The 13,181-nt window shown below is 63.1% G+C and carries 12 protein-coding genes and 1 tRNA gene; 7 read left to right on the top strand and 6 right to left on the bottom strand.

Annotation, left to right across the window (positions count from 1 at the left end):
- Positions 1 to 123: 123 nt before the first annotated feature.
- The 6 genes from NKJ58_RS18535 to NKJ58_RS18510 form a co-directional block, all read right to left on the bottom strand.
- A complete protein-coding gene (locus NKJ58_RS18535; protein ID WP_081725519.1) occupies positions 124 to 588 on the bottom strand; it encodes an arsenate-mycothiol transferase ArsC in 465 nt (154 codons plus the stop codon).
- Positions 576 to 1,061 (bottom strand): UPF0262 family protein, encoded by a 486-nt coding sequence (locus NKJ58_RS18530; RefSeq protein ID WP_023669283.1) that lies wholly within the window; start codon positions 1,059 to 1,061, stop codon positions 576 to 578. The genes NKJ58_RS18535 and NKJ58_RS18530 overlap by 13 nt, the downstream gene beginning before the upstream one ends.
- A gap of 6 nt (positions 1,062 to 1,067) precedes the next feature.
- Entirely contained in the window at positions 1,068 to 2,360 is a 1,293-nt protein-coding gene (hisD, locus tag NKJ58_RS18525; RefSeq protein WP_023681910.1) for a histidinol dehydrogenase, read from the bottom strand.
- A gap of 134 nt (positions 2,361 to 2,494) precedes the next feature.
- Entirely contained in the window at positions 2,495 to 2,929 is a 435-nt protein-coding gene (locus tag NKJ58_RS18520; protein ID WP_023681909.1) for a DUF2948 family protein, read from the bottom strand.
- A gap of 167 nt (positions 2,930 to 3,096) precedes the next feature.
- Entirely contained in the window at positions 3,097 to 4,389 is a 1,293-nt protein-coding gene (murA, locus tag NKJ58_RS18515; protein WP_023681908.1) for a UDP-N-acetylglucosamine 1-carboxyvinyltransferase, read from the bottom strand.
- A gap of 142 nt (positions 4,390 to 4,531) precedes the next feature.
- Complete coding sequence (locus tag NKJ58_RS18510) at positions 4,532 to 4,726, bottom strand: hypothetical protein (RefSeq protein WP_023681907.1); 195 nt, start codon at positions 4,724 to 4,726, stop codon at positions 4,532 to 4,534.
- A 150-nt stretch (positions 4,727 to 4,876) separates the two neighbouring features.
- Between NKJ58_RS18510 and NKJ58_RS18505 the strand changes: the two genes are divergently transcribed.
- From NKJ58_RS18505 to NKJ58_RS18475, 7 genes are all read left to right on the top strand, one after another.
- A tRNA-Thr gene (locus tag NKJ58_RS18505) sits at positions 4,877 to 4,951 on the top strand.
- 390 nt (positions 4,952 to 5,341) lie between these two features.
- Positions 5,342 to 9,187 carry a caspase family protein gene (locus NKJ58_RS18500; protein ID WP_352519430.1) on the top strand — a complete coding sequence of 1,282 codons (3,846 nt, stop codon included), beginning with the start codon at positions 5,342 to 5,344 and terminating at the stop codon, positions 9,185 to 9,187.
- A gap of 182 nt (positions 9,188 to 9,369) precedes the next feature.
- Positions 9,370 to 10,764, top strand: a complete 1,395-nt coding sequence (locus NKJ58_RS18495; protein WP_023681905.1) for a multicopper oxidase family protein — start codon at positions 9,370 to 9,372, stop codon at positions 10,762 to 10,764.
- 153 nt (positions 10,765 to 10,917) lie between these two features.
- The gene (locus NKJ58_RS18490) at positions 10,918 to 12,231 is read left to right on the top strand and encodes an NAD(P)H-dependent oxidoreductase (protein WP_023681904.1); all 1,314 of its coding nucleotides are present in this window, start codon (positions 10,918 to 10,920) and stop codon (positions 12,229 to 12,231) included.
- 80 nt (positions 12,232 to 12,311) lie between these two features.
- Positions 12,312 to 12,554 (top strand): type II toxin-antitoxin system VapB family antitoxin, encoded by a 243-nt coding sequence (locus NKJ58_RS18485; RefSeq protein WP_023681903.1) that lies wholly within the window; start codon positions 12,312 to 12,314, stop codon positions 12,552 to 12,554.
- On the top strand, positions 12,554 to 12,733 hold the full coding sequence (locus tag NKJ58_RS18480) for a type II toxin-antitoxin system VapC family toxin (protein ID WP_280940305.1): 180 nt from the start codon (positions 12,554 to 12,556) through the stop codon (positions 12,731 to 12,733). Before NKJ58_RS18485 ends, NKJ58_RS18480 begins: the two co-directional genes overlap by 1 nt.
- 29 nt (positions 12,734 to 12,762) lie before the next feature.
- On the top strand, positions 12,763 to 12,945 hold the full coding sequence (locus tag NKJ58_RS18475; protein ID WP_280806608.1) for a type II toxin-antitoxin system VapC family toxin: 183 nt from the start codon (positions 12,763 to 12,765) through the stop codon (positions 12,943 to 12,945).
- Positions 12,946 to 13,181: the final 236 nt, after the last annotated feature.

Raw genomic sequence — 13,181 nt, 5'->3', positions numbered from 1 at the left:
GAACCTATATGATAATCGTGCGCTTGTGAACACGCTTAGATCGCGTCATATGCGACGCGCTCCACGCTTTCGTTTTATGCATGTCGTTGTCTCAAAACCGGGACCGCTTTTGAGCGAGATGCATCAATCCGCCGCGTTTTTTACCTCCGGAAGCAGAAAACGTCGGCTGATGCGCGCTTTCAGCCGTTCTCTCACGTCGCGATAGCTGGCCATGATCTGCTCGCGCCTGCCGCCGACATCGGTCGGATCCGGCATCGGCCAGTATTCGACGTCGACGGCAAGCGAGCGGGTGAGCTCGAGCGCGGCGTGGTGGGCTTCCGGCGCCAGGGTGACGATCAGGTCGAAATAATCGTCCTCGAGATCGTCCATCGAGCGCGGCTGGCGCTCGCCCAGCGTCAGGCCCTCTTCGGCCAGCACCGCGTCGACGAACGGATCGCGCTCGCCCCTGTGCACGCCGGCAGAGGCGACGAAAGTGGCCGGCGGCAGCATGCGCCGCGCCAGCTGCTCGGCCATCGGCGAGCGCACGGCGTTCATGCCGCACAAAAACAGGATCGAGCGGGGCGCCCCAGTCAGGTCTAACCCCGCCAGTGCAGCACGCAGACCAGCGTGAACAGCCGCCGCGCCGTGTCGAAGTCGATGTCGATCTTGCCTGCCAGCCGGTCCATCAACGTCTGGGAGCCTTCATTGTGCAGGCCGCGCCGGCCCATGTCTATCGCCTCGATATGGCTCGGCGTCGAGGAGCGGATGGCGTCGTAGTAGCTTTCGCAGATCAGGTAATAGTCCTTGACGATGCGCCTGAGCGGCGTCAGCGACAGGATATGGGTGACGACATCAGCACCATCCTCGCGGGCGACCGCAAACACCAGCCGGGATTCGGCCAGCGAGAGCTTCAGCCGATAGGGCCCGGCGCCGTCATCATTGACCGGCTGAAAGCTGTTTTCTTCGATCAGGTCGAAGATCGCCACCGCGCGCTCATGTTCGACATCGGGCGTCGAACGGCCGATCGACTCGTCGAGCTCGACATCGATCAGCCTTGCGCGGGTTTGATCGCCGTCCGCCATCGCCGCCTACATGTTCAGCCGGATGGCGACGGAGCGGCCATGCGCGTCGAGGCCTTCCGCCTTGGCCAGCGCAATCGCCGCCGGCGCAAGTGCTCTCAGCTGCTCCGGCCCGAGCTTCAGGATCGAGGTGCGCTTGACGAAATCGAGCACCGACAGGCCCGAAGAGAAGCGCGCCGAACGCGCCGTCGGCAGCACGTGGTTGGAGCCGCCGACATAGTCGCCGATGACTTCGGGCGTATGGCGTCCCAGAAACACAGCACCCGCATTGCGCATCCTGGCCAGGAAGCCCTCGGCATCGTCGATGGCGAGTTCCACATGTTCGGCGGCGATGCGGTCGACCAGCGGCAGCGCGGCCTCGATGGTCTCCACCAGGATCACCGCACCGAAATCGCGCCAGCTGGCAGCCGCCGTCTCGGCGCGCGACAGGCTCTGCAGCTGCCGCTCGACCGCCTGTTCGACGGCCTTGCCGAAGGCCGGATCGTCGGTGATGAGGATCGACTGCGCCGACACGTCATGCTCGGCCTGAGCGAGAAGATCAGCGGCAATCCAGTCGGGGTCGTTGCTGCCGTCTGCCACCACCAGCACTTCAGACGGTCCGGCGATCATGTCGATGCCGACCGTGCCGAACACCTGGCGCTTGGCGGCGGCGACATAGGCATTGCCGGGCCCGACGATCTTGGCGACCGGCCGGATCGTCTCGGTGCCATAGGCAAGGGCGGCAATCGCCTGCGCGCCGCCGACGCGGTAGATCTCCGAAACGCCTGATATATCGGCGGCCACCAGCACCAGCGGGTTGATGACACCGCCTGGCGCCGGCACGACGATGACGATGCGCTCGACGCCTGCCACCCTGGCCGGCACGGCGTTCATCAGCACCGAGCTTGGATAGCTCGCCGTGCCCCCGGGCACATAGAGCCCGACCGCCTCGATCGCTGTCCAGCGCGAGCCCAGTTCGACGCCGGCGGCATCGGTATAGCGGTCGTCTTGCGGCTTTTGCCGTTCGTGATGGGATCGGATGCGGTCGCGGGCGAACTTCAGCGCCTCGACCGTCTGCGGATCGGCGTCTTTGTAGGCCTGAGCGATGTCGTCCTTCGACACGGCGATGCCGAGACTATTGAGGTCGGCCTTGTCGAATTTCAGCGTGTAGTCGACCAGGGCAGCGTCGCCCTCGGCACGAACCCGCGCAATGATGGCGCGCACGGCAGTGTCGACGTCCTCCGATACCTCCCGCTTGGTGGTCAGGAAGGCGGCGAAACGCTGCGCGAAACCGGCATCGGACTGGATAAGCGTAATGGCCATCGGCTGCGTCTAGATCATGGTGAGATTTGGTTGAAATCTCATCATGATCTAGCCCTTTGTTGGAGCATGATCTCTGGACAAACGATTCCCGTTTTGTCCAACAAAAACCGGCACCCACTTTTTGGGATCATGCTCTAGACCCTATGCACCGGACGCGAGGTGGCTTCCCAGGCGCCGCCTATGTCGGCAAGCCGTGCCTCGATGCATTCGACGTCGAGCATGATCGCGCCGCCGCCGGAAAAGACCAACTCGACGATGCCGGCCGGCTTGCTGATTTCGATAAAGCTGATTGCCAGAAGCGACAGCACCTCGGCCGGCCGATCGCGGGCAATGCCGCTGGTCTTGGCGCCGAGCACGCGGTCGAAATGCAACACCGCCTGGCGCCGCTCATTGTGCTTGCTGAACAGTCCGGATTTCGCCTCCCAGACGAAGCGGTTCATGGTCAATATGAAACGCTTGGCCGAAGGCAGGTATTCGAGGTCGGAGACCTTCATTACGGCGTCCTGGACGTGAGCCGAGACGATGCTCAGATCCTGATCGTCGAGCGCAATGAGTTTGAGGGCTGCCATGCCGAATGCACACCTGAAAGTTGGTTTCAGCCTTCTGTTAGGCGGTCTTTCCGGTCCGTGCAACCGCGACACAAATTCAACCCGAGGCTAGCGCCTCGGGTTTGAAGTGTTGGCGGTGAATGAAGGCAGCACCAGACGCCTGTCTGTCTGAAGCAACTGCCGTGCGGTCAAGCTGAAATCCGCTCGATCACCGCGCCGCAATTGGAGAGCTTTTCTTCCAGCCGCTCAAAACCGCGGTCGAGGTGGTAGACGCGGTTGACCGTCGTTTCGCCTTCGGCCGCCAGACCGGCGATGACCAGCGACACCGAGGCGCGCAGATCGGTCGCCATCACGGGTGCGCCCTTCAGCTTGGCGACGCCGTCGACGATCGCCGTTTGGCCGGACAGCGTGATGTGGGCGCCGAGCCGGGCCAGTTCCTGCACATGCATGAAGCGGTTTTCGAAGATGGTCTCGGTGATGCGCGACTTGCCCTTGGCCATGGTCATCAGGCCCATGAACTGCGCCTGCAGATCGGTCGGGAAGGCCGGGAACGGCGCCGTCATGACGTCGACCGGCGAAATGCCGGCGCCGTTGCGCCGGACGCGAATGCCGGAATTGGTCGGCGTGATCTCGGTACCGGTCTGGGCAATCACATCCAACGCGGTCTGCAGCAGCTCGGGGCGGGCGCCTTCGAGCACGACATCACCGCCGGTCATGGCCACCGCCATGGCATAGGTGCCGGTCTCGATGCGGTCGGGGATGACGCGCACGCGCGCGCCCGACAGCGACTCGACGCCATCGATGGTGATAACAGGCGTGCCGGCGCCGGAAATTTTGGCGCCCATGGCGTTGAGGCATTCGGCGAGGTTGACGATTTCGGGCTCGCAGGCGGCGTTTTCCAGCACCGTCTCGCCCTTGGCCAGCGCCGCCGCCATCATCAGCACATGGGTGGCGCCGACCGAGACTTTCGGGAAGACATAGCGATTGCCGACGAGGCGGCCGTTCCTGGTCTTGGCCAGCACATAGCCGGTGTCGACATCGATGTCGGCGCCCAGCGCCTGCAAGCCCTCGAGGAACAGGTCGACCGGCCGCGTGCCGATGGCGCAACCGCCGGGAAGCGACACTTTCGCCTCGCCCATGCGGGCCAGCAGCGGGCCGATCACCCAGAACGATGCCCGCATCTTCGACACCAGCTCGTAAGGCGCGGTCGTGTCGACGATGTTGCGGGCCGAGAAATTGATGGTGCGCGAATAGCCCTCATTCTGCTTCTCGCGGCGGCCGTTGACCGAATAGTCGACGCCGTGATTGCCGAGAATGCGGATCAGCTGCTCTACATCGGCCAGATGCGGCACGTTTTCCAGCGTCAGCGTGTCGTCGGTGAGCAGCGAGGCGATCATCAGCGGCAAAGCGGCGTTTTTCGCGCCCGAAATCGGAATGCTTCCGGCGAGCTTGTTGCCGCCGACAATTCTGATGCGATCCATGAGAGAATGTCCCCTCGGCCCGATAGGCCGGTTTTCGTCAGTTTGAGTATCGGCCCGTCTAGACCATTGGCCGGCTTGGTTCAAGAAATAGGATTTCTGAGCCCCTTTGGCCAAGGTGACCGGCCAGTGTGGCTGATATCGGTCAGTCCTTGTGCATTTTTTCAGCAGCCGGCAGTCCTTCGGGCCGCTGGTCAGGATCACCGGTGCGCCGCGAGCGCGCTTGCGTCTTGCGCTTCGTGAGATTGGCGCGCAGCTGCTCGGCCAGACGGTCCTTGCGGTCAGTCCCGTCCTTTTTTTCCGGATCAGCCTTTTTCGGTGGAATTGTCTTGTCGTCCATCGTTCCGTCCCGCCCGCGACTGGCAGGGCCTGCTGTTCAAGGGATAGCTAGCATTGTGGCGCCGCCGTGTCAGCGAAACTTGTCTGGCAAAGCCTTTCACAGACGCCTTGCGCTTGCCGGTTCTATATGGCAGAAGCCCCGCCATCAGCGGCTGCGGTAGCTCAGTGGTAGAGCACTCCCTTGGTAAGGGAGAGGTCGAGAGTTCAATCCTCTCTCGCAGCACCAGTTCATTCCTTCGATTTTAAAAAGATGCGTCGCGAAGTCGGGGTCTCGTTGCGGACCAAAAAAGCCGGCTGACGCAAAAGTGCCAATCCCGCGCATCCAACCGTGGCCCCCTCGCCCGGAAACATTGAGAGAAAGAGGCTCTACGGGGCCAGACGACTGCTCAACAAGTCCGGACCTGTCCACTCATGAACAGGCCGGACTGGCCGTATCCGGCATGCTGAACACTACCGCTCGCACGCTGAAAGCCAGCCGCCTCGTACGCATATCCACCACAAGAACACAGCTCGCCCAAGGACTTGCCATCAGCCGGCCATCATGATGCCATCTCGGCTGCGGAAGATATCGCCGGGTTTGGGATAGACGATGCTCTTTGGGCGAACAGCAGGTGCGATGGGGCGCGCGTGTGCGGCGATAGCCGCGGCACTGCTGCTGTGCCTGTGCACGCTTCTCCCTGCGTGGGCTGAAGAGCCGAAGGCGCTGAAAGGCGTGGCGCTGGTCATCGGTCAGTCCGGCTACCAGCATGTCGGCAAATTGCCCAATCCGGAAAACGACGCCCGCGCCATCGAGGAGATGCTCGACAAGCTCGGCTTCGAGACCGATGTCGCCACCAACCGCGACGCGCGCAAATTGCGGCGCGATCTCGAAGGCTTCGTCGACGACGCCGAGGGAGCAGACGTCGCCATCATCTACTATTCGGGTCATGGCATCGAAGCCGGCGGCGAGAATTATCTGTTGCCTGTCGATGCCGACATTTCGGCGCTCGACGACGCCGGCGAGAAGCTGGTGCCGCTGTCGGCCATCGTCGCCGAACTGAAGGCCAAGGTGCCGGTCACCATCGTGTTGCTCGACGCCTGCCGCAACGATCCGTTCCCGCCGGGCACGCTCTTGAAGCTGGCGCCGGATGATGAAGGCAAGCCGATCGGCGCGGGCGGCCTCGGCGAAACGCGCGGCGTCGTTGCGTTCAAGTCGGGAGACCAGGCCAAGGGCTCTGCCGACGACAGCCTCGGCCAGGTCATCGCCTTTGCCGCCGAACCCGGTAAAGTTGCGCTCGACGGTCCGGCCGACGGCAACAGCCCATATGCGGCGGCGATCCTGCGCCACATCGACACGATGGGCGGCGAGGAATTCGGCACCGTTTTGCGCATGATCGGCGAGGAGGTCTATCTCAAGACCAATGGCCAGCAGCGGCCCTGGGTCAATGAGAGCCTGCGCCGGCTGCTCTATTTCGGTACCCCCGCCGAGGCGCCGAAAGGTGATGAGGGCGAAATCCTCAGGGAGCGGCGCCAGCTCCTGCTGACCATCTCGACGCTACCCGAGCCGGAGCGCCGCCAGATCGAAACCATATCGCGTGACGGCAAGGTGCCGATGGATGGGCTCTACGCCATGCTGAAGGCGCTCGGGGTCGACATACCCAAGGATCCGGCTGAGCTCGACAAGCTGCTGCGTGGCCAGACCGAACGGCTGAAACACGTGTTGGCTGAACGCGAGACTTTGAAAAACCCGGACCCCGAAATTGCCAGGCTATCGAAACTCGCCGAACAGGCGGTTCAGGAAGGCGCGCTCGAAGCGGCGCAGAAATTCAACGAGCAGGCCAAGGCCCGCATCGGCGAACTTTCGTCTACGGTCGACCAGGCCGAGGCCGAGCTGAAGGCAAAGCGGCTGGAATTCGCAAAGGTCTTCGCCAGCAGTGCCAGGACTTATGAAATCTCCTTCAACTTCAAGGAGGCGGCGCAGGATTACGCCAAGGCCTTCGAGCAGGCTGCCAAATGGAGCGACGAAGACGCGTTCTACTACAAGGCGGCAGAGGCCAACGCTCTGTCGGAACAAGGGGACTTCTCCGGCGACAATGCGTATCTCGCCCAGGCCCTGACAGCCTATGAACAGGCATTGACCTATGTCACCCGCGAAAAGTTGCCGCTACTTTGGGCGGCCACCCAGAACAATATGGGCGCCACGCTTGCTACGTTGGGCGAACGGGAAGCCGGCCGCGAAAACCTCGACAAGGCAGCTGCCGCTTATGAGCAGGCGCTGACCGTCTATACGCATGACGCCTACCCCGACGACTGGGCATCGACCTATGGCAATCTGGGCACGGTCTACTGGCGGCTCGGCCGGCGCGAGAACGGGACGGCGCTTCTGGAGCGGGCTGTCGCGGCATTCCGCTCGGCGCTCGAGGTGCAGTCGTTGAAGAAACTACCGCTGGAATGGGCGGCGACGCAGAACAATCTCGGCATCGTGCTGTCCGAAATCGGCGACCGCCAGACCACATCGGACAGTTTCCGCGCGGCGATCGAGGCGCATCGTGCGGCATTGACGGAATACAACAGAGAGCGCGTACCGCTCGACTGGGCATTGAGCCAGATCAATCTGGGTGTCGTTCTGGCGAGCCTCGGCGCGCGCGAAAAGGATGTACCGACGCTTGAGCAATCGGTCGCGGCCTTCCAGGCGGCGGCTGAGGAGATGACCAGGGAACGCGCGCCGGCGCAATGGGCGACCATCCAGAACAATTTGAGCACCGCATTCGAGTCGATCGGCGAGATCAACGGCGATATCGCCGCGTTGCAGCGCGCGCGGGAGGCGGCGGAGGCATCGCTTACGGTTTGGACGCGCGAGCACGCCGCGGCGAGCTGGGCCAACGGCCAGCTGACGCTCGGCAACGCCTTGCAGCGCCTCGGCGCCAAGCAGAAGAACAAGGAACTGCTGCTGCAGGCAGCCACCACGTACCAGGCCGCTCTGTCCGAATATCCGCGTGAGAAACTGCCGCTCGACTGGGCTTCGCTGCAGCAGAATCTGGGATCGGTCAACGACACGCTCGGCGATCTCGATACGGGAACCGATTACTACATTCAGGCGGTGACCGCGTATCGTCAGGCATGGGAGGTCTATACCGCAACCGCCGCGCCGGGCGAGTTCGCTTCGATTGGTTACAGCCTTGCAGGCACGCTATCGAACTGGGGCGAACGCGCGGGGGACATCTCGACCCTGCGGCAGGCGATCGATGTCTACGGTCAGGTGCTCAGGGTTCGCACCCGCGACAAGGACCCAGCCAATTGGGCCAAGACGGAATTCCGCCTCGGCTGCGCGTTGATGATGTCAGGCAAGCTGGCCTCTGACGATCAACTGCTGCAGCAATCGGTCAACGCGCTGCGGGCGGCGCTCGACGGGCAGACGAAAGGCGGTGATGTCACGGAGATCGGCCAGACGCGGCGCGTGCTCGGCCAGACCCTGTCGATCCTGGGCGACAATACATCCAACCTGGACTTGCTGGCGCAAGCAGCCGACATGCTGGAAGCCGCGCTCCCCGCCTACTCCAAGGACGCCGACCCGGAGGAGTGGGCCAATATCAATTACGACCTCGGCTTTGCCCTCTACAGCCAGGGCCGGATTGGTGGCGACGCCACGTTCTACGCCAAGGCCGTGCAGAGCTTCGAGACGGCAGCGCGGATCTACGACGGTTTTCCCAACCGCATGCAATGGGCGCGCACCAAGGGCGATATCGGCAATGCCTTGCTGATGGCCGCGGACGGCAAGGACGTCGAGTTGCTCACCCGCGCGATTGCCGCCTATGACGCAGCGCTCAGCGTGGTAACGCGCGAGAATGCGCTGGCTGTCTGGGAGAACAATCAGAACAATCTCGCCGGCGGGCTGTCGAGTCTTGGTTACTGGGCGAACGATGTCGGCAAGCTGAAACGAGCCGCTCAGATCTACCGCGACCTCGCCACGGTGCGAACGATCACCCGCGATCCCGATCTCTGGATCACCAACCAGACCAGTCTCGCGCAGACGCTGAGCATGATCGCGGCCCGCGAGCCTTCGGCTGAATTGTACGAGGAGGCGATTGTCGTCAACCGGGCGCTTGCCGAGCAGCTCGGTCGCGACCGCGATCCCGAACGTTGGGCCAATGCGCGCAACGAGATGGGCTATGCCTTGACCATGGCCGGCCGCGCCGAAAACAATGTCGCGCATTTCGAGGAGGCGGTGTTGGTCCTGCGCGAGGCGATCGTGGTGCAAAAGAAGATCAATTCGGTGCCGGCTGTCGCCTTCACGCAGGACAGCCTGTGCGACGTGCTGGTCGATCTGGGCGCCGCCCACAAGGACAAGGCGATGGCACAGGAAGCGATCGCCGCATGCCAGGACGCGCTCGTCATCTTCCGTGACAAGAAGATGGACGATCTCGCCGCCGGTTCCGAAAAGAACCTCGCCGAGGCACAGGCGTTGCTGGCCGAGTTGCATTAACCCGAGCCCGCGCTCCCGGATGCGGGCGAATGGTGGGCACGCCAGCGTTCACGCTGTTGCGCAAGCAGATGTCACCGGCTCGCCATGGCATGACAGAGATGCGATGTGGCAGTATCGGCTTGTGCGCCGGTCGCCACCCGTCATTCAGGACGACAGGTAATCATATTCCGTTGGAGCGCCAGATGACCCTATTCACCCGCCGCAGGCTTTTGAAAACGGCCGCGGTTGCCGGCGCTGGCGGGGTTGGCCTTGCAGCGATGGCCAGGCTTGGTGACTGGGCCGCGGCCGCACCGGAGCCGGTGGTTCTCAAGACGGCAAAGATCCAGGCCAGGTTCATGGATATCGGCCAGACCCGCGATGTGCTGACTTATGGAGAGGCCAAAATGCCGCCGGTGCTCAGGATGAAAAAGGGCGAGCCTTTCGCCGCACGGCTTGTCAACGGCATCGACGATCCGACGACCATCCACTGGCACGGCATTCGCGTTCCAAACAAGATGGACGGTGTTCCTTTCCTGGTTCAGCCTTACGTCTACACCGGCGATCATTTCGACTATGCCTTCACGCCGCCCGACGCCGGCACGTTCTGGTATCACCCGCATTGCAACACGCTGGAGCAGATGGGCCACGGCCTGACCGGCGTGATCGTGGTCGAAAACCCGGGCGATCCGAAATTCGATGCGGAGGCGGTCATCAATCTGCGAGACTGGCGGCTCGGCGACGACGCCCAGTTCATCCAGCAGTTCCGGCCGCGCGATGCCGCGAAAACCGGCACCTATGGCACGGTGCGCACCGCCAACTGGCTCGACCAGCCGCAATTCGACGCGCCGGCCGGCGGGTTGGTGCGGCTGCGGGTCGCCATCACCGATGTCACCCGCATCTACGCCTTTCGCGTCGAGGGTGGGGAGGCCGCGGTCATCGCGCTGGACGGCAATCCGGTGCCGCAGCGTTTTGCGCCCGATGCTTTGCTGCTCGGACCGGGGCAGCGCATGGAGCTCGCCATCCGCATGCCTGACCAGGAGGGCGCGATCGTCAGCCTGGGCGACATCAGAGGCACCAAACCCAAGGTCCTCGCCACCTTGCGCGCCACCGGCAGCTCGCTCAAGCGCGATTTGCGAGACCTCGCACCGCTGGAAGCCAACCCGGTGCCGAAGGTGGATCTCGCCAGCGCGAAACACATCGCGCTCTCGCTCAGCGCCACGGCGGAAAACGTGCCGAGCGACAGCATATGCGGCACGCTAGGCTACTCCTTCTGGGCCATCAACAAGGTACCGTGGCCGGGCGACACGCCGGATCCGACCGCGCCTTTGGCCGAGCTGAAGCTCGGCAAAAACTATGTCATCGACATGGAGAATTTGACGCCGCAATCGCATCCGATGCATCTGCACGGCATGAGCTTCAAGGTGCTGTCGTCGTCGACACGCCAGGTTCAGCCGGTCATCTCCGACACCTATCTCATGCAGCCCAACGAGAAGGTTCAGCTCGGTTTCGTCGCCGACAATCCCGGCGACTGGCTGCTGCACTGCCACATCATCGAACATCAGAAAACCGGCATGACGAGCTATATCAGGGTGGTTTGACGCCGAGGCGGGTCAATCAGCCTCTACCGGGGTTGGCCTCACCGGCCGGGCCTGTTGCCGGAGAAATTGCCGGTGCTCGCCGGTTTCGTTGGCAAAGCGGCGCCGTTCCCTGCTATTCCCGCCTGCAAATCAAGAAGCCGTGGACACGCTTGCATGACCAATGTCGCCCTGACCGGACTGGCCCGCGATCTCGCCAGGCGCGCCGCCGAGGGACGCCCGGTGCGCATCGGCGTCATCGGCTCCGGTGAAATGGGCACCGACCTGGTCACGCAAGGCATGCTGATGCCGGGCATCGAGGTCTGCGCCATCTCGACGAGGCGCCCGCACACCGCGCGTGACGCTATCCGCATCGCCTATGGCGACGAGGCGATGGCGGCCGAGACCGACACGCAATCGAAGGTCATGGCGGCGATCGAGGCCGGGAAAATCGCCATCACCTCAAACGAGATGCTGGTCACCAATCCGCTGATCGACGTCGTCATAGACGCCACCGGCAAGCCTGGTGTCGCCGCCGATTTCGACTTGAAGGCGATGGAGCACGGCAAGCACCTGGTGATGATGAATGTCGAGGCCGACGTCACAATCGGCTGCTACCTCAAGCAGCAGGCAGACCGGCTCGGCGTCGTCTATTCGGTCGGCGCCGGCGACGAGCCGTCGAGCTGCATGGAGCTGATCGAGTTTGCCTCCGCGCTCGGCTACACCATCGTCTCGGCTGGCAAGGGCAAGAACAACCCGCTCAACCACGATGCCGTTCCGGATGACTATCGCGAGGAAGCCCTTCGCCGCAACATGAACCCGCGCATGCTGGTCGAGTTCGTAGACGGCTCGAAAACCATGGTCGAGATGTGCGCCATCGCCAACGCCACCGGGCTGGTGCCCGATGTGCCGGGCATGCACGGCCCAAAGGCCGACCGCGATCAGCTGGCCAAGGTGCTCATCCCGAAGGCGGATGGCGGCATCCTGTCGAAGAAGGGCGTTGTCGACTACACCATCGGCACGGGCGTGGCGCCCGGCGTGTTCGTCATCGTCGAGGCGACGCATCCGCGCATCGTCGAGCGCATGGACGACCTGCACATAGGCCACGGCCCCTACTACAGCTTCTTCCGGCCCTACCATCTGACCTCGCTGGAAGTGCCGCTGACGGCAGCGCGTATCATGCTCTACGGCCGCCCCGACATGGTGCCGCTGCCGAAGCCGGTGGCCGAGGTCTGCGCGGTCGCCAAGCGCGATCTCGCCATGGGCGAGACCTTCGATGCCATCGGTGAGACCTGCTACCGCTCCTGGACAATGACCGTCGAAGAGGCCCGCGCCGTCAGCGCCGTCGCGGTCGGCCTGCTCGAAGGCGGCAAGGTGCTGAAGCCGGTCAGGAAGGGCGAGCTCATCACCACCGACAACGCCACACCCGACCGCACGACCAGGCTGTTCGCCTTGCGCAAGCTGCAGGATGAGATGCTGTACGGGAGCTGAGATTGGACGACAGGCCAGTCGGGCTGGCCTTGTCATGACAACTCCCTATGTTGTAGTGGCACCGAACGGAGGCTTCTAGGATGAATCTCCAGATCAGAGACCCGCGCGCCCGTGACCTCGCCCGGCAGCTTGCCGAAAAGCGAAAGATTCCAATGACCGAGGCGGTGATCGAGGCGCTCGAATCCGAGCTTCAGCGCGAACGTGAACGAGTTCCGCTGGCTGAGCGGCTGGCCGCCATATCGAACGATCTGAAGGCCAAGGCGGGAAGCGGCGGCAGGGATCTGACTAAGGATGAGATCGACGAGATGTGGGGACATTCCTGATGTTCATCGACACCTCGGTGGTGATCGCTGTCCTCGCCGCAGAGGAAGACGCCGCCAATTGGAGCCGCCGGATCGGGCAGGCCTCGATACGGATAACATCTCCGCTGGTCGTGCTCGAAGCGGCGATGCGGCTTTCGTCGAAGTTGGTGGTGGAGCCGCTCTCGCCGAAAGGGCAATAGGAGACTTCCTGCGCGAAGCCGCGATCGAGGTGGTTCCGATCGAAAGAGGTGATGCCAAGCTCGCGATCCAGGCTTTTTCGAACTATGGCAAAGGTCGCGGCCACCCGGCTCAGCTCAACCTCGCTGACTGCCTGTCATACGCCTCGGCAAAAAGCCGTGGGATGCCCTCGCTCTACAAAGGGAAAGGCTTTTCCCACACCGATCTGGCCTGATCCTACTCCCCCAGTTCCACGATTCGGTCAGCAGCTTCGTCAGCCGCTCCCGCCCAGCAGGCCAAATGCTGCCGCGGTCGCGCCATGGGGCTGTTGACCTGCTCGCGCAACACGCCTGATCATTGCGCTCGTGCTGACGACGCAGACCATCGGCTGCCATTGTATGATCCATTCATATAGTCTGTCTTTTTGATCCGGGTTTTTCAAACGATGCCGAGATGCCAATCTCCGAACGA

This window comes from Mesorhizobium sp. M0139 (assembly GCF_040322455.1).
GTDB lineage: Bacteria > Pseudomonadota > Alphaproteobacteria > Rhizobiales > Rhizobiaceae > Mesorhizobium.
The sequence above is the reverse complement of the archived record's forward strand: the minus strand, read 5'-3'. Positions and strand labels throughout refer to the sequence as shown.